A 22,454-nucleotide genomic window follows, 5' to 3' on the forward strand; every position below is an offset into this window, starting at 1 on the left:
TGGCTCCGGTCAGCGTGTGGTGGTGAGTGTGTTCAGGAGATTGTCGACGCGGCGGGCGATGTCGTCACGGATCGCAGCAACGCCGTCGGTCGAGGCGAGAGCGGGATCGCCAACGTTCCAATCTTCGTAGCGGACGCCGGGGATGATGGGGCACACGTCCCCGCATCCCATGGTGATGACAACGTCGGCGGCGCGGACGGCATCATCGGTCAGGGGCTTGGGGAACCGTGTTTCCTGATCGCCATCGGGATTGAGCTCGTCAAGTAGAGGCTGCACGTGCGGGTGAATCTCTGCCGCCGGGGTCGACCCTGCGGAACGGGCAATGACCGATCCCCCGGACCGCTGGTTCATCAGCGCGGCAGCAAGTTGCGAGCGGCCCGCATTGGCCACGCAGACGAACAGCACCTGCGGCTGTCCCTGCGAGCGGTCACGGGTGATGTCGGCGAGTCGCTGCCGGGTAAACCGGTCGGTGAGGGACAGCAGATGCGTCTTCACCCGGGCCGTCTTGGCCAACGAGGTGTAGGACTCCCGGACGATCGTCATGATGAGGCTGCGATCCAGGGTCGGGTGCTGCTGGCCGAGACGGTCGGCGAGATGGGTGAGGGCGTCGTCGACGTTCTCGAGCCCGGTGTGCTCGCTCCGTGTGGGCGGGGCGATGGCTGCGGGGGCGAACGAGTCCAGCAGCGTCGTCACGGCTGGGCGGAGAGCGGGCGTGATCCGGTACCACACCCAGGTGCCGCGGCGTTCGGAGGTGAGTACCCCGGTGTCGCGGAGCACCTTGAGGTGATGCGACACGGTCGGCTGCGACACGTCCGCCAGTTCCGCGAGGTCGCAGACGCACGATTCTCCGCGCGCGTCGGTCGCGATCGCAGAGAGCATTCGCAACCGCAGCGGGTCTGACAACGCCTTCAACGTGGTCGCGAGCGCCGCCGCTGCGTCATCGCCGATCGCAAGGGTCGTGGACGGGGCGCAAGCGTCGTCTGCGGTGGTGGATGTTGTGGTGCTCATCATTGAGTCCTCTCTCGGGCGGGTTCGGGAGCCGCGTAGGGGTCGGTGTGGAACCATGCTCGCGCGGCCCACAGGGAGACGTAGACCAGGCCGACGAGCACGGGCACCTCGATCAGCGGACCGACGACACCGGCGAGGGCCTGCCCGGACGTGGCGCCGAACGTGCCGATCGCGACGGCGATGGCGAGTTCGAAGTTGTTGCCGGCCGCGGTGAACGCGAGCGTCGACGAGCGGGCGTAGCCCAGGCCGAGGGTCTTGCCGGTGAGGAGGCCGGCGAACCACATGACGGCGAAGTACACCAGCAGCGGGACCGCGATCCGCACGACATCGAGCGGCCGGGAGGTGACCTGTTCGCCTTGCAGGGCGAACAGCAGCACGATCGTGAACAGCAGCCCGTACAGCGCCCACGGTCCGATCTTGGGCAGGAACGAGTTCTCGTACCAGGCGCGGCCCTTGCGGCGTTCCCCGATGAGACGGGATGCGAACCCGGCGATCAGGGGTACCCCGAGGAAGACGAGCACGTTGAGGGCGATCTGCCAGATCGAGACGTCGAGGCCCTGGCTGTCGAGGCCGAGCCAGCCGGGGAGGACGGTGAGGTAGAACCAGCCGAGGAGTGAGAACGCGATGACCTGGAACACCGAGTTGATCGCGACCAGCACGGCCGCCGCTTCCCGGTCGCCGCAGGCGAGGTCGTTCCAGATCACGACCATGGCGATGCAGCGGGCGAGGCCCACGATGATCAGACCGGTCCGGTACTCGGGCAGGTCCGGCAGGAACACCCACGCGAGGGCGAACATCAACGCCGGGCCGGCGATCCAGTTCAGCGCCAACGACGAGATGAGGAGCTTCGTGTCGCTGGTGACGGCGGCGACCTTGTCGTAGCGGACCTTGGCGAGCACCGGGTACATCATCACCAGCAGCCCGATCGCGATCGGGATCGAGATCCCGCCGAGCTCGAGGTGCGAGAGAAGTTCGGACAGGCCCGGGACGAACCGGCCGAGGAGGATGCCGCCGGCCATGGCCAACCCGATCCACAGCGGCAACCACCGGTCGAGGGTCGACAGGCGTTTGGTTGCGGGGAGGACGGGAGTGGAAGCTGTGGCGGTCATGCGAGGAGGCTTTCGATCTTGTCGGCGATGACGGGCTTGGGGTGCGCGCCGATGAGGAGATCGGTGCGCACCCCGTCACGGTAAAACCCGAGGGTGGGGATGGACGTCACTCCGGCGGAAACCACGGTGTCGGGGTTCTGGTCGGCATCGACCTTCACGATCTTCACCCGCCCCGCGTACTCCTCCGCGAGCTGATCTAGGAGCGGCGCGACCTGACGGCATGGGCCGCACCACGTCGCCCAGATGTCTACGACCACGGGGACGTCGGAGTTCAGCACCTCATCTTGGAACGTGGCGTCAGTGACAGAGAGGAGCGAGCTCATGCGAAGACCTCCGCAGTGGCGAGGGCGGGCATATCGAGCGCGGCGAGGTAGTGCTGCGCGTCTTGCGCTGCCGCGCATCCGGTACCGGCTGCCGTGATCGCCTGCCGGTAGGTGTGGTCAACCAGGTCCCCCGCTGCGAACACCCCGGTAACAGAAGTGCGCGTGGACGGGTGATCCACCAGTACGTAGCCATCGAGATCGGTGGCGACTTGTCCGGCGACGAGTTCTGAGCGTGGGTCGTGTCCGATCGCCACGAAGACTCCCGTCACGGGAAGGTCACTCTCGAGGCCGGTGACGGTGTCGCGCAGTCGAACGCAATGCACTTTCTGCTCCCCCTGCAGGGCGGTGATCTCGCTGTTCCATGCGACGTCGATCTTCGGGTGCTCGAGCACACGCTGGGCCATGATCTTTGATGCCCGGAACGAGTCACGGCGGTGAACGACGGTGACCTTCCGCGCGAACCGCGTCAGGAACAGGGCTTCCTCCATGGCAGAATCCCCACCACCGACGACCACGATGTCCTGGTCCCGGAAGAAGAACCCATCGCACGTCGCACACCAAGACACACCGTGGCCCGACAGGCGCTCCTCGTCGGGAAGCCCCAGCTTCCGGTACGCCGACCCCATGGTGAGGATCACCGCGCGAGCGTGGAACGTCTCGCCCGCGCCCGTCTCGATGACCTTCGTCTCGGATTCAAGGTCGACGCGGATCGCGTCGTCGAGCAGGATGCGGGCGCCGAAACGTTCGGCTTGACGGCGCATCGTGTCCATCAGCTCCGGCCCCTGGACACCGTCGACAAAACCGGGAAAGTTCTCCACCTCGGTTGTCGTCATCAGCGCGCCGCCAGCGGAGACAGAACCGGCGATGACGACGGGGGCGAGGCCCGCTCGCGCCGCGTACACCGCAGCCGTGTACCCTGACGGGCCAGAGCCCACGATGACCAGCTCAACCTCTTGAATCGACATGCGTCTATATTGACAGATACCTATCCAGCACGCAATCCTGATCATCGAGAACCCGCCGCATCGAGGAGTCCCATGAAATCGACCGTTCTGTTCATCTGTCAGCACAACGCTGGCCGCTCCCAGTTGGGTGCCGCCCTCCTCGAGCACCTCGGCGGGGACCGCTTCGATGCGGTCTCGGCGGGGCTCGCTCCAGCCGAGAAAGTGAACCCGGCAATCGCGGCGACGGTTGCTGAACTTGGCATGGACATCGCCGAGCGGACGCCGCGGGCCGTCACACCCGCCGATCTCGACGCTGCGGACGTTGTGGTGCTCATGAAGCCGGGCCTGGCGCTCCCCGCCACCCCGAGCGGCGAGGTGCTCGAGTGGTCGTTCCCTAACCCGGAGTCCTGGGATGCAGACGCCGTCCGACCCCTGCGCGAAGCGGTGTCGGACAAGATCAAGGCGACTCTCCTCAGCCGCTGATCTGAACAGGAGAGGGGGCAGGCCATCGGCCTGCCCCCTCTCCTGTTCTCACGCCGTCACCGATGATCGCCCGATCTGCAACACCGGAGGCGCGCAGCACGCCCCGCCCAGCGACACCCCGGACGCATCGAACAGCCCCGCACCGCCACAGACACCGGTGTCGGGCAGTGCCAGCTCGACACGGCGCGCCGCCTCGTGGTCACCCGCAAGCTCCGCCACAACGCTGCGAACCTGCTCGTACCCGGTGAGCGCGAGAAACGTCGGCGCCCGGCCGTACGACTTCGCTCCCACGAGGTAGAAGTCGGGTTCGGGTTGGGCAAGGTCGGCGGCACCCGTCGCGGCAACCGAGCCACACGAATGCAGGTTTGGATCCACCTCCGCTGCGATCCGAACGGGCGCTTGCAAGGTGGGGTCAAGCTCGAGCCGCAACTCTGAAAGGAAGGACAGGTCTGGGCGGAACCCGGTGAGCACCACCACCCGGTCCGCGGTGAGGGTGCGGCCGTCCTCGGACACGAGTACCGGGCGCTCACCCTCACGAATGACGCGCTCAACCCGGAATCCGGTGACAAGAGACACCAGGCCGGCGTCGACGTACTCTTTCGCCTTGACCCCGAGCGCACCGCGCGCAGGAAGCTCGTCAGCCTCTCCTCCACCGAAGGTATTGCCTGCGGTTGCGCGGCGCAGCGCCCAGGTGACGGTCGTCGACGGGTCGCGGCGCGCCATCCGCGCAAGAGCGAGGACTGCTGTCACCGCGGAGTGACCGGAACCGATGATGACCGTGTGCTTGCCGGCGAAGCCTGCCCGGTCGCGGAAGTCCGGGATCCGGTACGACACCAGGTCCGCGGACAGCGCCTCCCCGAGCGCTGGAAGCCCGTCAGCGCCCGCCGGGTTGGGTGTTGACCAGGTGCCCGACGCATCGACCACAGCTCGCGCTTGCAGCCGGTACTCCTCCCCCGCAGCCGGGGAGACGTGAACCGTGAACGGCTGATCCCCACGCCCAGCATCAACGAGCCGGTCCCGACCGAGCCGGGACACACCCGTCACCCGCGCGCCGAAACGGACCCGCTCACCCAGGGCGGCAGCGAGAGGCGCGAGGTACTTCTCGATCCACTGCGCCCCCGTGGGGTAGCCGGTTGTCGGAGCCTGCCATCCCGAGGAGCTGAGGAGACGGGCGCTGGCAGCGTCGATCAGCTCCGGCCATTCAGAGAACAACCGCACATGACCCCACTCCGCAACAGCAGCCGCCGGAGAACTACCGGCCTCGAGCACCACCACAGGCACGTCCCGCTCAACCAGATGCGCAGCCGCAGCAAGCCCCTGCGGTCCCGCACCAATCACGACCACGGGCAACACGTTCTCCATCAGCAACTCCACTCACCCATTGACGACCATCGATGGATAGAGAATCATCGATTCATCGACAGATGTCAATACGACGTGAGAGGATCGCAGCATGACCGCCCAGCTCCCGCTCCTGAGTCCCACAGACAGCGGACCGTGCTGCGCGCCCGTGACGGGCGCCGTTATCTCCATTGAGGATGCTGAGCGCACCGCCCGGACTTTCAAAGCGCTCGGGGACCCGACGCGTGTGCGCCTTCTCTCTCTGATCGCAGCGTCCACCGACGGCGAGGCCTGCATCTGTGACCTCACCGAGCCGGTAGGCCTGTCGCAGCCGACCGTCTCACACCACATGAAACAGCTCGTCGACGCCGGCCTCGCCACCCGCGAACAGCGCGGCAGATGGGCTTACTACCGCGTTGTCACCGACGCCCTCACTGCCGCATCTCACGCGCTCCGCCCGTGACCGACGTTCGCATGCGGGCCATGACCGCGACGGACTGGCCAGAGGTCGAGGCCATCTACCGTGAAGGCATCACTGCAGGCAACGCAACATTTGAAACCGAGCCGCCGCCCTGGAATGACTTCGACCAGGGCAAGCTCACCGTCGGTCGGCTCGTCGCCACCGATCCCGCTGGGTCTGTTCTTGGCTGGGTCGCCGCGTCCCGCGTCTCGGGCCGCGAGGTCTACCGCGGCGTCGTGGAGCACTCCGTGTACGTTGCCGATCGCGCCCGCGGCTGCGGCGTCGGTACAGCACTCCTGACCGCCTTCCTGGGCAACGTCGACGCCGCCGACATTTGGACGGCGCAAGCGAGCATCTTCCCCGAGAACACCGCCAGTTTGGCCCTGCATGAGCGTGCTGGGTTTCGTCGCATCGGCCACCGGGAACGGATCGCGCATATGACCTACGGGCCCTGGGCAGGCACCTGGCGCGACACGATCCTCATCGAGCGCCGCCACTCCTAACGCGGGTCGCAACCCCCTACCGAAAACCCGTCCCGTAACCCGGTTTCGGAGCAGTCTTACGGCAACCCCGAATCAACGTGGTTCAACCTCAGTCCGGAAACGATCGTTTGTGGTCTGCTGGGTGGGAGCTCGAGTACTGGGAGCGGACCGTACGAGGTAATCGCGGAGCTCATTCCCTGCTTCACGACGACCTCTCGACCAGACCCGTCTCACACGGCACCAGGAATCGTCAGCGAAATGATGCACCGACAATGTTGCCGGCGCTGTCAACCCAGTCTCGTTGCGCTGGGGGCTCGGGTTATCGTGCGGGCATGACCGAGATGAAGACGATGATTCGAACCTCGATCGAGATCGACGGCGATGTGTTTGCTCTCGCGCAAGGAGATGTCGTTGACCAGCTCGCTTCACAGGTGGAAGAGGCATCACGCTCAGGCGCACGCTTTGTGACTTTCACCGTTGTGGGCAATCGCACTGTTCGGGCACTGATCACACCAACCACCCGGGTGATCATCTCCGTCGAATCTGTCCAGTTCGACCCGCGCGACGACGGCGACCTCGACAAGCCCTTCGGGTCACATTTCGACGATTTCTCGTGAAGCGTCAGCCGGTGAGTGCTTCCTCGCCGGCGCCCGCCTGTGCGGCAGGTTCAGGAACGAGGTACAAACCACTGGCGGCGTTGGCCGCGGAGGTGAGAGCTTCCAGCCACGGCCGGCTCAGGGTCGGGGACCTTGACCCATGGTACTTGAACTCGAGGTCCGCTTCCGGGTGGATCCATACCGTGCGCCGCCCGCCTCCGACGGACACGTCTTCCCGCCAGGTGAAGAAGAAGCCTTCTCGGCGCCTCAGCTTGTTGCCGATGACGTGCTGAAGGTGAGTGAGGGCACGGTCTTCGATCTCGATCTTCGAATGACTGCTGCCGTAGATGAAGCGACCCATGAGGTCATCCCGACTCGGGCGTGCGCCGACGATCTCGAGTCGCTCTGCAGAGGGAGAGCTAGGAACCTACGTCGAATCGCACCCGCTTGACTGCCAACACTCCTCTGCCCCAGCCCGGATCGCAACAAGGGCGCGCGTACTGGATAAGCCGAAGCCATACAGTGCCCGTCGGGGCTGCTCGTCGATTCAGACGAGCTCGCTCACGAGCTGCTGGATCCGCTCGCGGATGTCGTCACGGATCGGACGAACGGCGTCGATGCCCTGGCCGGCGGGGTCGTCGAGCTTCCAGTCCTCGTAGCGTTTGCCCGGGAAGAACGGGCAGGCATCCCCGCATCCCATCGTGATGACGACGTCCGACGCCTGCACGGCCTCGGTGGTGAGGACCTTCGGCTGTTCGGCGGTGATGTCGATGCCGACCTCGGCCATCGCCTCCACCGCCACGGGGTTGATCTGGTCGGCGGGCATGGATCCGGCGGAGCGGACCTCGATACGGTCACCGGCGATGTCGCGAAGGAATCCGGCGGCCATCTGGGAGCGGCCGGCGTTGTGGACGCAGACGAAGAGGACGGAGGGCTGGGTGTCGGTCATGGTGGCTCCGGTCAGCGGGTGGTGGTGAGTGTGGCGAGGAGGACGTCGACACGTCGGGCGATGTCATCGCGGATGGCGGCGACGCCTTCCGCGGAGGCGAGGGCGGGGTCACCGACGGTCCAGTCCTCGTAGCGGACGCCGGGGATGATCGGGCACACGTCTCCGCATCCCATCGTGATGACGACATCGGCGGCACGGACGGCGTCGTCGGTCAGCGGCTTGGGGAACCGTGGCTCGTCGTTACCCGCAGTCAGCTCGTCGATGAGGGGCTGCACATGGGGGTGGATCTCGGCGGCGGGGGTCGATCCGGCCGAGCGTGCGATGACGGCGCCGCCGGAGCGTTGATTCACCAGCGCGGCTGCGAGTTGCGACCTGCCGGCGTTCGCGACGCAGACGAACAAGACCTGCGGCTGCCCTTGGGTGCGGTCGCGGGTGATGTCGGTGAGTCGTTGACGGGCGAACCGCTCGGTGAGGGCCAGCAGGTGGTTCCTCACCCGGGCGCTCTTGGCGAGGGATGTGTACGACTCCCGGACGATAGTCGCCACGAGACTGCGGTCGAGCTGCGGGTAGTCCTGAGCGAGAGCATCACCGAGGTGGGTGAGGGCGTCGTCGACGTTCTCGAGGCCGGCATGCTCGGCACGAGCGGGGGCGATCGCGGCGGGAGCGAACGAGTCCAGCAGCGTCGTCACGGCTGGGCGGAGAGCGGGCGCGATCCGGTACCAAACCCAGGTGCCGCGGCGCTCAGAAGTGAGCACGCCGGTGTCGCGGAGCACCTTGAGGTGATGCGACACGGTCGGCTGTGACACATCGGCCAGCTCGGCGAGGTCGCACACGCACGATTCCCCTCGTGCGTCGGTCGCGATCGCAGACAGCATCCGTAGCCGCAGCGGGTCCGACAGCGCCTTCAACGTGGTCGCGATCGCCGTGGCCGCCTCATCCCCGATCGCGTGCGTGGGGGCCGCAGCGCAGGTGTCATCTGCGGTGGTGATGGGGGCGCTCATCATCGAGTTTTCTCCAGGGCGGGTTCGGGTGTTGCGTAAAGGTCGATGTGGAACCATGCTCGCGCCGCCCACAGGGAGACGTAGACCAGGCCGACGAGCACGGGCACCTCGATCAGCGGACCGACGACACCGGCGAGGGCCTGCCCGGACGTGGCGCCGAACGTGCCGATCGCGACGGCGATGGCGAGTTCGAAGTTGTTGCCGGCCGCGGTGAACGCGAGCGTCGACGAGCGGGCGTAGCCCAGGCCGAGGGTCTTGCCGGTGAGGAGGCCGGCGAACCACATGACGGCGAAGTACACCAGCAGCGGCACCGCGATCCGCACGACATCCAGCGGCCGGGAGGTGACCTGTTCGCCTTGCAGGGCGAACAGCAGCACGATCGTGAACAGCAGACCGTAGAGCGCCCACGGTCCGATCTTGGGCAGGAATGATCCCTCGTACCAGGCGCGGCCCTTGCGGCGCTCCCCGATGAGACGGGATGCGAACCCGGCGATCAGGGGTACCCCGAGGAACACGAGCACGTTGAGCGCGATCTGCCAGATCGACACGTCCAGGCCCTGACTGTCGAGGCCCAGCCATCCGGGGAGGACGGTGAGGTAGAACCAGCCGAGGAGTGAGAACGCGATGACCTGGAACACGGAGTTGATCGCGACGAGCACGGCGGCCGCTTCCCGGTCGCCGCAGGCGAGGTCGTTCCAGATCACGACCATGGCGATGCATCGGGCGAGGCCGACGATGATCAGTCCCGTCCGGTACTCGGGCAGGTCAGGCAGGAACAACCACGCGAGGGCGAACATCAACGCCGGGCCCGCGATCCAGTTCAGCGCGAGCGACGAGATGAGGAGTCTCTTATCTCCGGTGACGGCGGCGACCTTGTCGTAGCGGACCTTCGCGAGTACCGGGTACATCATGACCAGCAGCCCGATCGCGATCGGGATCGAGATCCCACCCACCTCGAGGTGTGACAACGCTTCGGATAGGCCTGGGACGAACCGGCCGAGGAGGATGCCGCCGACCATGGCCAACCCGATCCACAGCGGCAGCCACCGGTCCAGGGTCGACAGGCGGCGGGTTGCGGGCGCTGCGCTGGTCACGCGAAAGCCTCCGCCGAGGCGAGGACGGGCATATCGAGCGCGGCGAGGTAATGCTGCGCGTCTTGGGCTGCGGCGCATCCCGTCCCGGCGGCCGTGATCGCCTGCCGGTACGTGTGGTCAACGAGGTCGCCGGCAGCGAACACTCCGGTGAGTGAGGTGCGGGTGGAGGGGTGGTCCACCAGCACGTACCCATCGGTATCGGTGGCTACCTGTCCGGTCACGAGCTCAGAGCGAGGGTCGTGACCGATCGCGACGAACACGCCCGTCACAGGAAGCTCATGCTCAGCACCGGTGGCAGTGTCGCGGAGGCGAACCCCATCCACCTTCTCTTCGCCGTGGAGGGCGGCGATCTCGCTGTTCCATGCGACATCGATCTTCGGGTGCTCGAGCACACGCTCGGCCATGATCCTCGATGCCCGGAACGAATCACGGCGGTGAACGACGGTGACCTTCCGCGCGAACCGCGTTAGGAACAGGGCTTCCTCCATGGCCGAATCCCCGCCACCGACCACGATGATGTCCTGGTCCCGGAAGAAGAACCCATCGCACGTTGCGCACCAGGACACCCCGTGGCCCGACAGGCGCTCCTCGTCGGGAAGCCCGAGCTTCCGGTACGCCGACCCCATGGTGAGGATGACGGCGCGGGCGTGGAACGTCTCCCCCGCGCCTGTCTCAATGACCTTCACCTCAGGCGCGAGGTCGACGCGGATTGCGTCATCGAGAAGGATGCGGGCGCCGAACCGCTCGGCTTGACGGCGCATCGTGTCCATCAGCTCCGGCCCCTGAACCCCGTCGACGAACCCCGGGAAGTTCTCCACCTCCGTGGTCGTCATGAGCGCGCCGCCAGCGGTGACAGAACCCGCAATGACGACGGGAGCGAGCCCTGCCCGTGCTGCGTACACCGCGGCCGTGTAACCCGAAGGGCCCGATCCAACGATGACCAGCTCAACCTCTTGAATCGACATGTGTCTATATTGACAGACAGCTATGCAGTCCGCAATCCTGATCGATGCAAGCAACACGCACCGAGGAGCCCGATATGAAGCCGACCGTCTTGTTCATCTGCCAGCACAACGCTGGCCGATCGCAGCTGGGCGCTGCGCTCCTGGAGCATGTCGCTGGAGATCGCTTCACTGCCACCTCGGCAGGTCTCACTCCAGCCGAGGTGGTGAACCCGGCCATAGCGGCGACCGTTGCGGAGCTGGGGATTGACATCAGCGCGCGTGTGCCGCGGGCGGTTACCCCCGCCGACCTGGATGCCGCCGACGTCGTGGTCCTCATGAAACCCGGTCTCGCCCTCCCCGCTACTCCGCGCGGCGATGTACTGGAATGGGAGTTCCCCAACCCCGAGTCCTGGGACGCCGACGCCGTCCGTCCCCTGCGCCAGGCAGTTTTGGACAAGATCCAGACAACCCTTCTCCGCCCGTGACCGCAGTCACCGTGCGGGCGATGGCCGCGAATGATTGGGCCCAGGTCGAAACGATCTACCGCGACGGCATGCGCGCGGGTAACGCGACATTCGAAAGCGAAGCTCCCTTGTGGACCGACTTCGACCACGGCAAGCTCCTCATCGGCCGCCTCGTCGCCACCGATTCCGCCGGCACCGTCCTCGGCTGTGTTGCTGCATCCCGCGTCTCGGCACGCGAGGTCTACTGCGGCGTCGTCGAGCATTCCGTCTACGTCGCCGGCCACGCCCAGGGCTATGGCGTCGGCTCGGCGCTTCTCGACGCATTCCTGAGCGACGTCGACGCAGCCGGCATCTGGACGGTGCAAGCGAGCATCTTCCCTGAGAATCACGCAAGCCTGGCCCTGCACGAGCGGGCCGGCTTCCGCCGCATCGGGCACCGGGACCACATCGGATACATGACCTACGGACCCTGGGCAGGCACCTGGCGCGACACGATCCTCATCGAGCGCCGCCATCCCTAACGCAAATCAAAACCCCCTACCGAAACCGTTCGCCCCGAAACCTGGGTTTCGATACGGTCCCGGGTTTCGGCGGGCTCGCAGCGCGGCACGAGCCAACGTCCCGCAAACGATGCGTCCTCCGTACGATGACATTCCTGGCCCGCAACCCGCGCGCGGCTTACGCACCGCACCCGGTAACGCGGTCGGGCATTACGTGCTCCCCCGGCGGCTCAGAGCCCGCGCGGAGGTACGCGAGTTCGTTGACGACGCAGTGGTAGTGGTGGTCACTCGCAGCATCCTGGTGAGACCGCAGGCGGCCCCCCACCGACTTTCCACAGGCCTACCTCAGGCGACGTCCGCTGAGCCCGGCTGGCGCGTCGCGAACGCGCGTGACACACGACCAATTGGTCGGCTTCGTCACGGACTCGGGCGGTCCACGAAAGGACGAACGTACGCAGCGATGTGATGACGATAATCAGCGATAGCAAAGTCAGAATTACGAAGGAGGAAGTCTCCACGTCCCTCTCGGCCTTCTTGCCAAAGGCTGAGCGTCAGCTCTTCTTGAGCGCCACCGTGATCAGATCGATGATCTGCGCTGTTGGCATTCCCTGGTCGGGCGCGACGTCGCCGTCCTTATTTGGCGGCACGCCGAGGACCCGCTGACCGAGGGCGAGGTAAGCCGCTGTGCGCCCATCCTCCGGCACGCCGTCGATAAACGCCGGGAAGGAATCGAGCTGGATCTCGAGTGACTTTGCCCATACTCCGGTGCGACGATGGACCGCGGCCTGGCGTGCGAGATAGGCCGCAAGCGAGCCGAGGCCCGCGAGAAGTGCGAACTTCGTGGTGAGGCCGGTCCAGTCGTTCGGACTGACACGCAAGTCCGGGTTTGTGAGAATCGCCGCCGCTCCGCCGACCGCAAGCAAGACGAGGACCACGGAGAGTAGACGGAAAACCCACGCCCAACGCAGCTCGCGGGTCGCGTATGTGCCGAAGTGGGTGGATAGGGACGCTTGGCCGGCCTCTCCGGATGCCCGCTTGAGGTTGCTGCTGGTCTTCTCAAGCTCCTCGTTGACCTCCTCTGCGCGTTCGAGATTCTGCCGCAGCGAGGAGGCGATGGCGAGGCTATCCATCTCTCGCTCGGCTGCTTCCAGCAGATCAGCGGCCCGCGCTGAAAGCAACCGCATCTCGTTCAAGAACAGGGGGTCCGTCCTGGCGGCTGACATGAACTGGCTGAGCCAATGCTGAACTACTTCAACGGCGCGTCGCGCCCAGACCAACAAGCCGTCAACGTCTGCGTCCTTGAGTGGGCGACGAAGTTGGTCCAGTTCCGCCAGGTATTCCATCCCTTCGGGCCGACGGGTAGCCGCGTCTGATCTTCCTTGCGCTAGTTCAAACTCAGTGAACGCCCTGGTAGAGCTCGCCATCAGTTCCAACGTGTTCGCGACGAGACGCCGAGCGGAACTGGGGACATCGCTATTGACCCGCAGGGCCTCTTGGAATCTGGCATAGCGTTCGGCCAAGGCATCGCTCACGGGTCGTCCTTCTAGGGCGTAAGAAGGGGGCGCGGTGGCGAACCGGCGCCCCCTTCGTGTGGATCTTCTACCGTCAGACGTTGACGTAGAACTGGTTACCGCACGCGCAGCGGGTCCAGCCCTCGGTCACGCTCTTGAACGGGCCGTACTGGCGGCGACAACGAGGGCACGAGTAGTAGATCGGGCCGTTGACCCGGCGCGTGGCCATCAGCGCTTCCCGTGCTTCGTCGCGTCGACCAGGCGGTAGTTCTGCCCCGCCTTCGGAGGCGGCGGCAACGGGTTGCCGCGGGTGGAAGTACGCTCCTCGCCGGTGCGGCCCCCGCGGGGACCGACGATCTCGTACTGTCCCGACCGAGGGGTCGGGGTTCCAGGGTTGAGGTCAGGCGTCCTAGCCATCTCAGTTGTTCCAAACCGACAGGTTCGGTACGGCCGGTTAGGTGGGCGTCACTAGCGACGCACACCCGTGGCGGTGTTAGAGTCTCTACACACCGGATCCCGCTAAGAAAAGGTGTAGAGCCCCGAACTGCCCCGGCTTACCCCGCGGATTCGGGGCTCCTTGCTGTCCTTCGGGCCCAATACTACATATGGGTGCCGACATCGGGGGGCACCACAAGGGGTAGTAGTTACAACTCTGTAGTTTCCCGAGACTTATCCACGGTTGACCACAGGTTCTCCCCCGTTTCTTCCACAGTCCCATACCCTCGCGATCCCTTGCGACGCCTGGGCTCCCGGCGAGTTATCCACAGGCCCGACGTTCGGAGCGCGATTTTTTCGGGTTGCCTCAGTGACGGCGTGTCGGCAGCGACACGCGGCGTGTCGCCCCTACGATCGAGCGCTCTCAGGCTCGCGCTCGCGCGCAGGTTCTCCCCCTAAGTCGACTTCTGCGAACAGGACCGACAGCGGCAGGACGAGGAAGACCAGCGGAAGGAGCATGAGGATCTCCTTGCGCCCGCCCTGCTCGATGAGGCTGCGCTTGGCGTCCTCGCGAGCGTCGACCGCCTGCGCCTGCAGCACGTGGGCGAGCGGTGCGCCGCGGTCGATCGCGGCGACGAGCTGGTCGATCGCTCGGCCGACGCTCGGGACGTCGGCGGTGCGGCCGAGATCGCGCAGGGCGTCGGTCAGCGTGGAACCCGTCGTCGTAGCGAGCACGGCGTCGCGCACCTGCGTCGTCAGCTCACCGGCGCCGATCTCACCCACCCGTCGGAGAGCGTCGATCAGGCTCTCTCCGGCGGCGAGGCACAACGCGAGGAACTCGAGCACCATCGGCACGTCTTCGCGGATGCGTCGCAGTCGCCGGCGCGCGGCCGCGGCGAGGAACAGGTGCACCGCGAGCACCGCGCCGCCGGCGGTCGCGGCGGGCAGGAGGGCGGTGCCGGCCCAGGCCTGTCCGGCGACGGCGAGAGCCACGACCACTCCGGCGCCCCCGAGCAGACCGGCGAGCCCGGCGAGCAGCTGCCGCATCCGGAACCCCGTCACCGATACCGACCACCCGGCCTGGCGCAGCAGCCGCTGCGCCGAGGCGGTGTCGCCGACATCTGCGATCCATCGCCTCGGTCCGCTCGTCCAGCCCGATGACCATGCCGTGACCGGCTGCAGCGGCGTGAGCCCGCGCGGGTCGGCGATGTCGCGCACGTACGGCGCGATGCGTCGCGCGAGCGTCGGCGCCGCCCAGCGCGGCATCCGCGTGGCCACGAGCAGAACGCCCGACGCGATCGTGGCTCCGAGCACCACCGATACCGCCGCGTCGGTCGCGGCGGTCATCGCGTCCACCGCCGGGGCTCGGGCAGGCGACCGATCCGCAGCATCATCCGGTACGCGCCGAACGACACCGCGGCCCCCACGAGGATGAGGACGCCGCCCTCGGGACTCCCGTACGCCCGGGCGCCTTCGGGCCGCAGGGCGAGCAGGGTGAGGATCACCCACGGGGCGACGAGTCCCAGCACCGCGGCGCCGTGGATCCAGGACTGGCGCGCTTCGATCTCGGACCGCAGCGTCGACTCGGCGCGGACCGATGCCGCAAGTGCACGCACGACCGGGACGAGCTCGGTGCCGCCCACCTGGCGCGCCATCCGCAGCGTCTCGATGATGCGATCGGCGACCGGGTCGGCCAGAGCCGCCTGCAGGCGTGCCGCGCTGGAGTCGAAGTGACCGGATGCCGCGACATCGCGGGCGAATCCGCGGAACGCCGCGCGTAGCGGCGGAGGGCCGTTGTCGGCGACGGAGGCGACGGCGTCGGGCAGCGACATACCCGCACGCACCGACGCGATGAGCAGATCGCAGACATCCGGCCACAGGGCGCGGCGAGCGCGGCGGATCCGGCGGGCTCGCGCGCGCAGCCAGGCGGTCGGGGCGACGGCGCCCGCGATTCCCGCGACCGCGGTGACCCCCGGCACCGCGGTGACCAACCACGCTGTCGCCGCCGCGAGCGCCACCGCGCCGATGCTGAACACGATGAGCCGTCCGCCCGGCGCGTGCGCGAAACCGGCGGCCTGGAGGAGGGCCTCGGCCCGGCCGCCCCCGGACCGGGTGGGCCGCACTCTCGGCTCGCGGCGCGGCCAGAGCCACGGCGAGCCGCCGAGGAGGAGTCCGGCGCCGAGCAGCCCACCCCAGACGAAGGTCACGCCCGGCTCCGGTAGACCGGCTTCACGGCGATCTCGCCGTCGACCACGGCCCCGGTCGGCGCCGCGATCTCGGCGATCCGGCGCCGGCCGTCGGAACGGCGTTCGCAGTGCACGACGAGATCGACCGACGCGGCGAGCGCGGCGCGGACGAACGCGATGTCGATGTTGCGGCCGGCCAGCAGCGGCAGTGCGGAGAGCTTGCGCAGCGCATCCGACGCCGAGTTGGCGTGGACGGTCGCCGCGCCGGGCACCCCGGTGTTGAGCGCGAGCACGAGGTCGAGCGCCTCGGCGTCGCGCACCTCGCCGATCACGAGCCGGTCGGGACGCATTCGCAGCGCCTCCTTCACCAGCCGACGCAGCGACACCTCGCCGCCGCCTTCCAGGCTCGGCTGACGGGCCTGGAGCGCGACGGTGTCGGGAAGGTCGACCGCGAGCTCGAACGTCTCCTCGACCGTGATGATGCGATGCTCGGCCGGGCTGGCACCGACGAGTGCACTGAGCATGGTCGTCTTGCCCGCGTGCGTGGCCCCCGACACGACGATCGTGCATCCCCCCGCGACGGCCGCGCGCAGCATGTCCGCCTCGCGCTGGGGCAGCGACCCGATGGCCACGAGATCGTCGAGGGTCCGATGGCTGCGCAGGAACTTCCGGATGTTCACCGCCCAGCGCCGAGTGATGTCGGGAATCGCGACGTGCAGGCGGGAACCGTCGGGGAGGGACGCATCGGCGAACGGCTGGCTCAGGTCGACGCGGCGACCCGTGGCGTGCAGCATCCGCTCGACCAGGTCCCGCACCTGCGCGTCGGTCAGCGTCAACGCGACGCGCTCGCTCCGCCCGCCCCGCGCGACGAAGATCCGGTCGGGAGCGTTGATCCACAGCTCCTCGACACTCGGGTCGTCCAACAGCGCCTGCAGCGGCCCGTACCCCGACAACGTCGCGAGGACCTGCCGCACCATCGCCGCCTCGTCATCCACCGGAGCCGCGCCGCGAGCGAGGGCGAAGTCGTTGTGATGGCGCACCTCGGCAGCCGTCACCTGCTCCGCCGCATCCGGATGCTGCCTCGGATCGATCCCCTCGGCCCGCAGCCGGTCACGCACCCGAGCGACGAGGGCGAGCACCGGCGACGCCGACGCGACCGGGGACGACGGGAACGACTGCGGGAAGCTCACTCGCAGCATCCTGCTCGGCGGGCGCGACGGACGTCGGCGGTTGTCCACAGGCGGGGCGCACCGGCACCGCGCTCGGATCGTGAGTGATTCGTAACACTTACGAAACACCCCGTTTCGTATCGTGGTGTCATGTCACCAGCGACGGACAAGCAGGGCCGGCCGACCGACGAGGACCTCACGCGGCGCATCCTCGCGGTGGCGGCCGACCTTCTCGGCGCGCAGGGCTATCAGCAGCTGAGTGTCGAGCGGGTCGCCAAGACCGTCGGATGCGGTAAGACCGCGATCTACCGCCGCTACCCCGACAAGGGCGCGCTCGTCGCGGCGGCGCTGCGCGCGCAGGTCGATGTCGGCGAGACCCCGGACCACGGCGACGTCCGCGCCGATCTGCTCGAACACGCCCTCCAGAACCAACGCAACCAGGAACTGTCGCCCGAGCACCGCAACGGCTTGCAAGCGATGTTCGAGCCCGACGTCTTCCCCGCTCTGTGGGAGTCGTTCTTCCAGCACCGCCGCCAGCAGGGCGTCCACATCATCGACCGCGCCGTCGCGCGCGGCGAGCTGCCCGCCGACGTCCACCACGACATCCTCCTCGACACCATCGCCGGACTCACCCTGTACCGGCAGTCGGTGAAGCGGATCCACCTCGATCAGCGCCACTACGTCGACATCATCGACGCCCTCGTCACCACCCCGCCCCGTCGACTGCCCGACGCCGATGAACAGGTCTCGCATGTCCCCTGATTCCCCGCCTCTCACCCAATCCATGCCGAACGTCAGCGTCCGCGCCGTCGTCGGCTTCCTCGTCTTCTGCGAACTCGCCAGCGGGTTCGTGCAGGGCTTTTACGCCCCGCTCCTCGGCGAAATCGCCGGCCATCTGCAGGTGTCGGATGCCGACATCACCTGGTTCCTGACCGTGCAGACGCTCGCCGCCGCCGTCTGCGTGCCGCTGCTGTCGAAACTCGGCGACATCTTCGGACACCGCCGGATGCTGCGCATCGCGGTCATCGCGGTACTGGTCGGCACCCTCGTGACCGCGTTCCTGCCGAGCTACCCGATCGTGCTGATCGCCCGCATCCTCGTCGGCCCGCTCGCGGTCTGGCTGCCGCTCGAGATCGCCCTCGTGCACAACCGCATCAAAGGCGAAACGGCCCGCACCTCGATCGGCCTACTCGTGTCGTGCCTCACCGGCGGCGCCATCCTGGGAACGATCTCAGCCGGACTGTTCTCGGCGATCCTGCCGAGCCTCACGCTCGTGCTGCTGATCCCCGTCGTCTTCGTGGCCGTCAGCGTCTACGCCGTGTTCTTCAAGGTGCCCGAGTCCACCTCGCGCACCGACGCCCGGATCGACGTCCTCGGCTTCGTGGGCATCGGCCTCGCGATGGTGCTCCTGCTGTTCGGTCTGCGCCTCGCCTCGAGCGACGGATTCGCGGCGCCGGCCACCATCACCACCCTGGGCGCCGCGCTCGTCGTGTTCGTCCTCTGGGTGCTGTGGGAGCTGCGCTCGCCCTCGCCCGCCATCGACGTCCGGCTGATCGTGTCACCGCGCCTGGGGCCGGTGTATCTCACAGCGTTCCTGTTCGGCATGGTCATGTTCGGCATGCAAGCGCCCACGACGACGTTCCTCACCGCCGATCCGGTCGAGACCGGCTACGGCTTCGCGGCCACGGCGGGAACCGCCTCGGCCGTGACCGCCGTCGTCACGATCCTCGCGACCCTCGGGGCGGCGACCTTCGCGCCGATCGCCCGCCGGGTCGGCATCCGCACCGTGCTCATCACCGGAGCGCTCGCCGCGGCATCCGGCTTCCTGATCCAGATCGCCTTCCACGACCACCTGTGGCAGATCTTCCTCGTCTCGGCGATCAACGGCATCGGCATGGGCTTCCTGCTCGGCGCGTTGCCGGCGCTCGTGGCCGAGCTCGCACCCAGCGACTCGACGGGCATCGCGACCGGCGTGTACAACTCCCTCCGCACGCTCGGAGGCTCGACGGCCGGTGCCGTCTTCGCCGTCCTGCTCGCGGGCTTCACCGCATCGGGCGCACTGCACTCATCCATTCAGGGCTACCTGACCATCTGGGGCGTCGGCGCCGGTGCGTTCCTGGTGGCCGCCGTCGCCCTGTCATTCATGCGCATCCCGCGCGCCGCCGAACCCGTCACGAAAGGCTGACCCATGACCCCCGATTTCACGGCGGACGCCGTCGCGATCCTCCCCGACCTCGTCGCCCTGCGCCGGTCGCTCCACGCCGACCCCGAGCTCGGCCTCGACCTGCCGCGCACGCAGCGGCGCGTGCTCGACGCCCTGGCGGGTCTGCCCCTCGAGATCTCGACGGGCGACAAGACCACCTCGATCGTCGCGGTCCTGCGTGGCGCGCTGCCCGGACCCACCGTGCTGCTGCGCGGCGACATGGACGCACTGCCGATCGACGAGGCGACCGGGCTCGAGTACGCCTCGACCAACGGCGCCATGCACGCGTGCGGACACGACCTGCACACAGCCGGACTCGTGGGCGCCGCGAAGCTGCTGTCCGCGCGACGCGACGAGTTGCACGGCTCGGTCGTGTTCATGTTCCAGCCCGGCGAGGAGGGACACGGCGGGGCGAAGATCATGCTCGACGAGGGGCTGCTGGATGCCGCCGGCGAGCGCCCCGTCGCCGCCTACGCCGTTCACGTCGCGCCGGGCCCCCGCGGTGTGTTCGCCACGCGGACCGGCGCCGTGGCCGCGGGATCGAACCAGCTGTTCGTCACCGTCCAGGGCCGCGGCGGCCACGGGTCGCAGCCGCACCAGACGCTCGACCCGGTGCCGGTGGCCGCCGAGATCGTGCTCGCGCTGCAAGCCTTCGTCACGCGCCGTTTCGACGCCTTCGACCCGGTCGTGCTGTCGGTGACGCGGCTGTCGACCGGCGAGGGCGCCGTCAACGTCATCCCCGAGCGGGTCGAGATCGCCGCGACCGTGCGCCACATGTCCACCGCGTCGCTGGCGATCCTGCGGGAGGGCCTGCCGCGGCTGATCGAGGGCATCGCGACGGCCCACGGGCTGAGCGCGGACGTCGAGTTCGAGACGATGTACCCCGTGACGGTCAACGACGCCGCCGAGACCGACGCGACGCTCGCCGAGCTGCGCCACACCTTCGGCGAGCAGCGGGTCGTGGTCATGCCCTCGCCGATGATGGGGTCGGAGGACTTCGCGTTCGTCCTCGCCGAGGTTCCCGGCACGTTCATCGCCCTGATGACGTCGCCGCCGGACACCGACCTGCGCACGGCCGAGTGGAACCACTCCCCCCGCGTCGTGTTCGACGACGCGGTGCTCGGCGATCAGGCCGCGGCACTGGCATCCGTCGCCTTCGCCCGCACCGCGCGCTGACGGGGCGCGGGCCGTCCGTTCAGCCGAGCAGTTCGATTCCGAACCCGGCGACGACGGCCCGCACCTCCGCCAGGTAGCGCTGGGCCTGCTCGGTCAGCGGGATCGCGGCGTGCCCGATCCAGCCGATCTCAATGCGCTCATCGACATCGAGCGGCACCGCGACGATCTCGGGATCGAGGTCGTCGCTGATGATGCCCGTCGAGATCGTGTAGCCATCGAGGCCGATCATGAGGTTGAAGATCGTCGCGCGATCGGACACCCGGATCTCCTGCGTGCTCGAGCGGGTCGAGAGGATCTCCTCGGCGAAGTAGAACGAGTTGTTCGCGCCCTGATCGAACGTCAGCCGCGGGAGACCGGCCAGGTCGTCGAGGGTCGCGCGCGGGCGCGAGGCGAGCGGGTTGCGGCGCGAGACGAAGATGTGCGGCTCGGCGACGAACAGCGGGTGGAACGCCAGGGTCGAATCGCGCAGGAGCTTGTCGATGACGTGGCGGTTGAAATCGTTGCGGAAGAGGATGCCGAGCTCGCTGCGGAGAGTCCGCACGTCCTCGATGATGTCCCACGTCCGGGTCTCACGCAGCGAGAACTCGTACTCGGGCGCGCCCGTGCTCTTGACCATGCGCACGAACGCGTCGACGGCGAACGAGTAGTGCTGCGTCGAGACGCCGAGCAGCCGGCGCGACGGCGGCCGCCCGAGGTACCGCTGCTCGAGCAGCTCGGCCTGCTCGACGACCTGACGCGCATACCCGAGGAACTCGACACCATCGGGGGTGAGAGTGACCCCGCGCGCCGAGCGGACCAGCAGGTCGCGCCCGACACGGCTCTCGAGGTCCTTCATCGCCGCCGACATGGTGGGCTGCGCGACGTAGAGCAGGTCGGATGCCGCCGAGATCGAGCCCTCGGCCGCGACCTCGATGAAGTACTGCAGCTGCTGCAATGTGATTCCGCTTCGACGGCCGGCCATAGCCACAGACTATGGCACCGGATAGCGACGGCGAATTACCCGATGACACCGCGGCGACCGCACGATGGAGCCACGACCTTCCGTACGGCTCCTCCGGGGCTCCGCTTGATTGGCTGCTCATGGCGAACGAGTTCACGTTCCGCATCACCACCACGCGCTTCGACGAGGACTACGCCCCGTCCGAGAGCTCGCGCATCACGACCAACTTCGCCAACCTTGCCCGCGGCGAGCGCCGACGCGAGAACCTCCGCGGCGCCCTCGCCATGATCGACGGCCGTCTCAACGATCTCGCCCGTGCCGACAACCCGCGGGGCGACCGGTACACCGCCGAGCTCGACATCGTCTCGGCCCACCTGCGGTTCGCCGACGCAGGCGATGATCGCGAGTTCCCGCTGCTCGAGGTGCTCGACATCCACATCCTCGACCGCGTGACCGGCGAGCGCCACCCGGGAATCGTGGGCAACAACTTCTCGTCGTACCTGCGCGATTACGACTTCAGCATTCTGCTGCCGTCGGCACAGCAGACGCCCGGCGAGTTCGTCGTCCCGGAGGACTTCGGCGACCTGCACGGGAAGCTCTTCCAGCACTTCCTCGTCTCCGATGCCTACCGTGAGCGTTTCGCCCCGTCCCCCGTCGTGTGCATCAGCGTCTCGACGAGCAGAACCTACCGGCGGAACGGCAATCGGCACCCCGTCCTGGGTGTCGAGTACGAGCAGGACGCGTTCTCGCTCACCGACGAGTACTTCGCGAAGATGGGCCTGCAGGTGCGGTACTTCATGCCGCGCGGCAGCGCTGCGCCGCTCGCGTTCTACCATCGTGGCGATCTGCTCGCCGACTACACCGATCTGCAACTGATCGCCACGATCGCCACCATGGAGACGTTCCAGAAGATCTACCGCCCCGAGATCTACAACGCCGATTCACCCGCGGGGGACGTCTACCGCCCCTCGCTCGAACGCGCCGACTTCACCCCCACGGAGATCACCTACGACCGCGTGGAGCGCAGTCAGCTCGCGAGCGCCCAGGGGAAGTACGCCGAAGAGCACCTCGTCGCACCTCATCGTCAGGCGCTTACCCGGTGGGCCGCGCGTTTCCCGGCGAGCGCACGATGAGCC

The 22,454-nt window shown here is 67.7% G+C and carries 25 protein-coding genes; 10 read left to right on the forward strand and 15 right to left on the reverse strand.

The genetic code is table 11. The annotated features are described in order from the left end of the window. Positions 1–9: 9 nt before the first annotated feature. The 4 genes from PUW82_RS10415 to trxB (PUW82_RS10430) are packed head-to-tail and all read right to left on the reverse strand — an operon-like array spanning position 10 to position 3,405. Entirely contained in the window at positions 10–1,008 is a 999-nt protein-coding gene (locus tag PUW82_RS10415) for a metalloregulator ArsR/SmtB family transcription factor (RefSeq protein WP_274222220.1), read from the reverse strand. Continuing rightward, positions 1,008–2,117 carry an ACR3 family arsenite efflux transporter gene (gene arsB, locus PUW82_RS10420; RefSeq protein ID WP_274222221.1) on the reverse strand — a complete coding sequence of 370 codons (1,110 nt, stop codon included), beginning with the start codon at positions 2,115–2,117 and terminating at the stop codon, positions 1,008–1,010. Before arsB (PUW82_RS10420) ends, PUW82_RS10415 begins: the two co-directional genes overlap by 1 nt. After that, positions 2,114–2,440, reverse strand: a complete 327-nt coding sequence (gene trxA / locus PUW82_RS10425; RefSeq protein WP_274222222.1) for a thioredoxin — start codon at positions 2,438–2,440, stop codon at positions 2,114–2,116. Before trxA ends, arsB (PUW82_RS10420) begins: the two co-directional genes overlap by 4 nt. Then, positions 2,437–3,405 carry a thioredoxin-disulfide reductase gene (trxB, locus tag PUW82_RS10430; protein WP_274222950.1) on the reverse strand — a complete coding sequence of 323 codons (969 nt, stop codon included), beginning with the start codon at positions 3,403–3,405 and terminating at the stop codon, positions 2,437–2,439. The genes trxA and trxB (PUW82_RS10430) overlap by 4 nt, the downstream gene beginning before the upstream one ends. Positions 3,406–3,477: 72 nt before the next feature. Here trxB (PUW82_RS10430) and PUW82_RS10435 point away from each other — a divergent pair, with 72 nt between their 5' ends. Continuing rightward, positions 3,478–3,867 (forward strand): arsenate-mycothiol transferase ArsC, encoded by a 390-nt coding sequence (locus PUW82_RS10435; RefSeq protein ID WP_274222223.1) that lies wholly within the window; start codon positions 3,478–3,480, stop codon positions 3,865–3,867. Between the two features lie 48 nt (positions 3,868–3,915). On the opposite strand, the gene PUW82_RS10440 is transcribed toward PUW82_RS10435, so the two are convergent. After that, positions 3,916–5,229, reverse strand: coding sequence for an NAD(P)-binding domain-containing protein (locus PUW82_RS10440; protein ID WP_274222951.1), 1,314 nt, complete (start codon positions 5,227–5,229; stop codon positions 3,916–3,918). 91 nt (positions 5,230–5,320) lie between these two features. Here PUW82_RS10440 and PUW82_RS10445 point away from each other — a divergent pair, with 91 nt between their 5' ends. The 3 genes from PUW82_RS10445 (at position 5,321) to PUW82_RS10455 (ending at position 6,767) form a co-directional block, all read left to right on the forward strand. Beyond that, positions 5,321–5,671 carry an ArsR/SmtB family transcription factor gene (locus PUW82_RS10445; RefSeq protein WP_274222224.1) on the forward strand — a complete coding sequence of 117 codons (351 nt, stop codon included), beginning with the start codon at positions 5,321–5,323 and terminating at the stop codon, positions 5,669–5,671. A gap of 20 nt (positions 5,672–5,691) precedes the next feature. Next, entirely contained in the window at positions 5,692–6,171 is a 480-nt protein-coding gene (locus PUW82_RS10450; RefSeq protein ID WP_274222225.1) for a GNAT family N-acetyltransferase, read from the forward strand. Between the two features lie 311 nt (positions 6,172–6,482). Beyond that, entirely contained in the window at positions 6,483–6,767 is a 285-nt protein-coding gene (locus PUW82_RS10455) for a hypothetical protein (RefSeq protein WP_274222226.1), read from the forward strand. 4 nt (positions 6,768–6,771) lie between these two features. On the opposite strand, the gene PUW82_RS10460 is transcribed toward PUW82_RS10455, so the two are convergent. The 5 genes from PUW82_RS10460 to trxB (PUW82_RS10480) all read right to left on the reverse strand — a co-directional run bounded on the left by PUW82_RS10460 (position 6,772) and on the right by trxB (PUW82_RS10480) (position 10,755). Beyond that, positions 6,772–7,107 carry a DUF7882 family protein gene (locus tag PUW82_RS10460; protein WP_274222227.1) on the reverse strand — a complete coding sequence of 112 codons (336 nt, stop codon included), beginning with the start codon at positions 7,105–7,107 and terminating at the stop codon, positions 6,772–6,774. A gap of 186 nt (positions 7,108–7,293) precedes the next feature. Continuing rightward, positions 7,294–7,695, reverse strand: a complete 402-nt coding sequence (locus PUW82_RS10465; RefSeq protein WP_274222228.1) for an arsenate reductase ArsC — start codon at positions 7,693–7,695, stop codon at positions 7,294–7,296. A gap of 11 nt (positions 7,696–7,706) precedes the next feature. Then, on the reverse strand, positions 7,707–8,696 hold the full coding sequence (locus PUW82_RS10470) for a metalloregulator ArsR/SmtB family transcription factor (RefSeq protein WP_274222229.1): 990 nt from the start codon (positions 8,694–8,696) through the stop codon (positions 7,707–7,709). Next, positions 8,696–9,760: an ACR3 family arsenite efflux transporter gene (arsB, locus tag PUW82_RS10475; RefSeq protein WP_420792766.1), complete on the reverse strand. Its 1,065-nt coding sequence runs from the start codon at positions 9,758–9,760 to the stop codon at positions 8,696–8,698. Before arsB (PUW82_RS10475) ends, PUW82_RS10470 begins: the two co-directional genes overlap by 1 nt. Positions 9,761–9,786: 26 nt before the next feature. Beyond that, positions 9,787–10,755, reverse strand: coding sequence for a thioredoxin-disulfide reductase (gene trxB / locus PUW82_RS10480; protein ID WP_274222231.1), 969 nt, complete (start codon positions 10,753–10,755; stop codon positions 9,787–9,789). Positions 10,756–10,829: 74 nt separating this feature from the next. On the opposite strand from trxB (PUW82_RS10480), the gene PUW82_RS10485 reads away from it, so the two are divergent. Together PUW82_RS10485 and PUW82_RS10490 are read left to right on the forward strand one after the other, a co-directional pair. After that, positions 10,830–11,219 carry an arsenate-mycothiol transferase ArsC gene (locus tag PUW82_RS10485; protein WP_274222232.1) on the forward strand — a complete coding sequence of 130 codons (390 nt, stop codon included), beginning with the start codon at positions 10,830–10,832 and terminating at the stop codon, positions 11,217–11,219. Continuing rightward, positions 11,216–11,719 (forward strand): GNAT family N-acetyltransferase, encoded by a 504-nt coding sequence (locus tag PUW82_RS10490; protein ID WP_274222233.1) that lies wholly within the window; start codon positions 11,216–11,218, stop codon positions 11,717–11,719. The genes PUW82_RS10485 and PUW82_RS10490 overlap by 4 nt, the downstream gene beginning before the upstream one ends. Before the next feature lie 530 nt (positions 11,720–12,249). Here PUW82_RS10490 and PUW82_RS10495 read toward each other — a convergent pair. The 4 genes from PUW82_RS10495 to PUW82_RS10510 all read right to left on the reverse strand — a co-directional run bounded on the left by PUW82_RS10495 (position 12,250) and on the right by PUW82_RS10510 (position 17,020). Further along, the gene (locus PUW82_RS10495; protein ID WP_274222234.1) at positions 12,250–13,230 is read right to left on the reverse strand and encodes a hypothetical protein; all 981 of its coding nucleotides are present in this window, start codon (positions 13,228–13,230) and stop codon (positions 12,250–12,252) included. 822 nt (positions 13,231–14,052) lie between these two features. Continuing rightward, the gene (locus PUW82_RS10500; RefSeq protein ID WP_274222235.1) at positions 14,053–14,991 is read right to left on the reverse strand and encodes a type II secretion system F family protein; all 939 of its coding nucleotides are present in this window, start codon (positions 14,989–14,991) and stop codon (positions 14,053–14,055) included. Continuing rightward, positions 14,988–15,851 (reverse strand): type II secretion system F family protein, encoded by an 864-nt coding sequence (locus PUW82_RS10505; protein WP_274222236.1) that lies wholly within the window; start codon positions 15,849–15,851, stop codon positions 14,988–14,990. Before PUW82_RS10505 ends, PUW82_RS10500 begins: the two co-directional genes overlap by 4 nt. Then, the gene (locus PUW82_RS10510; RefSeq protein ID WP_274222237.1) at positions 15,848–17,020 is read right to left on the reverse strand and encodes a TadA family conjugal transfer-associated ATPase; all 1,173 of its coding nucleotides are present in this window, start codon (positions 17,018–17,020) and stop codon (positions 15,848–15,850) included. The genes PUW82_RS10505 and PUW82_RS10510 overlap by 4 nt, the downstream gene beginning before the upstream one ends. Positions 17,021–17,149: 129 nt before the next feature. Between PUW82_RS10510 and PUW82_RS10515 the strand changes: the two genes are divergently transcribed. From PUW82_RS10515 to PUW82_RS10525, 3 genes are read left to right on the forward strand one after another with little or no spacing between them, the layout of a single operon-like run. Beyond that, a complete protein-coding gene (locus PUW82_RS10515; RefSeq protein ID WP_274222238.1) occupies positions 17,150–17,761 on the forward strand; it encodes a TetR/AcrR family transcriptional regulator in 612 nt (203 codons plus the stop codon). Positions 17,762–17,783: 22 nt separating this feature from the next. Continuing rightward, a complete protein-coding gene (locus tag PUW82_RS10520) occupies positions 17,784–19,184 on the forward strand; it encodes an MFS transporter (protein WP_274222239.1) in 1,401 nt (466 codons plus the stop codon). Between the two features lie 3 nt (positions 19,185–19,187). Continuing rightward, the gene (locus tag PUW82_RS10525) at positions 19,188–20,378 is read left to right on the forward strand and encodes a M20 metallopeptidase family protein (RefSeq protein ID WP_274222240.1); all 1,191 of its coding nucleotides are present in this window, start codon (positions 19,188–19,190) and stop codon (positions 20,376–20,378) included. 19 nt (positions 20,379–20,397) lie between these two features. Here the strand turns inward: PUW82_RS10525 and PUW82_RS10530 are convergent, their stop codons facing one another. Continuing rightward, positions 20,398–21,339: a LysR family transcriptional regulator gene (locus tag PUW82_RS10530; protein WP_274222241.1), complete on the reverse strand. Its 942-nt coding sequence runs from the start codon at positions 21,337–21,339 to the stop codon at positions 20,398–20,400. Positions 21,340–21,458: 119 nt separating this feature from the next. Here PUW82_RS10530 and PUW82_RS10535 point away from each other — a divergent pair, with 119 nt between their 5' ends. Next, positions 21,459–22,451 carry a putative oxygenase MesX gene (locus PUW82_RS10535; protein ID WP_274222952.1) on the forward strand — a complete coding sequence of 331 codons (993 nt, stop codon included), beginning with the start codon at positions 21,459–21,461 and terminating at the stop codon, positions 22,449–22,451. Positions 22,452–22,454: the final 3 nt, after the last annotated feature.

It is taken from the genome of Microbacterium thalli (genome assembly GCF_028737325.1).
Classification (GTDB): domain Bacteria; phylum Actinomycetota; class Actinomycetes; order Actinomycetales; family Microbacteriaceae; genus Microbacterium; species Microbacterium thalli.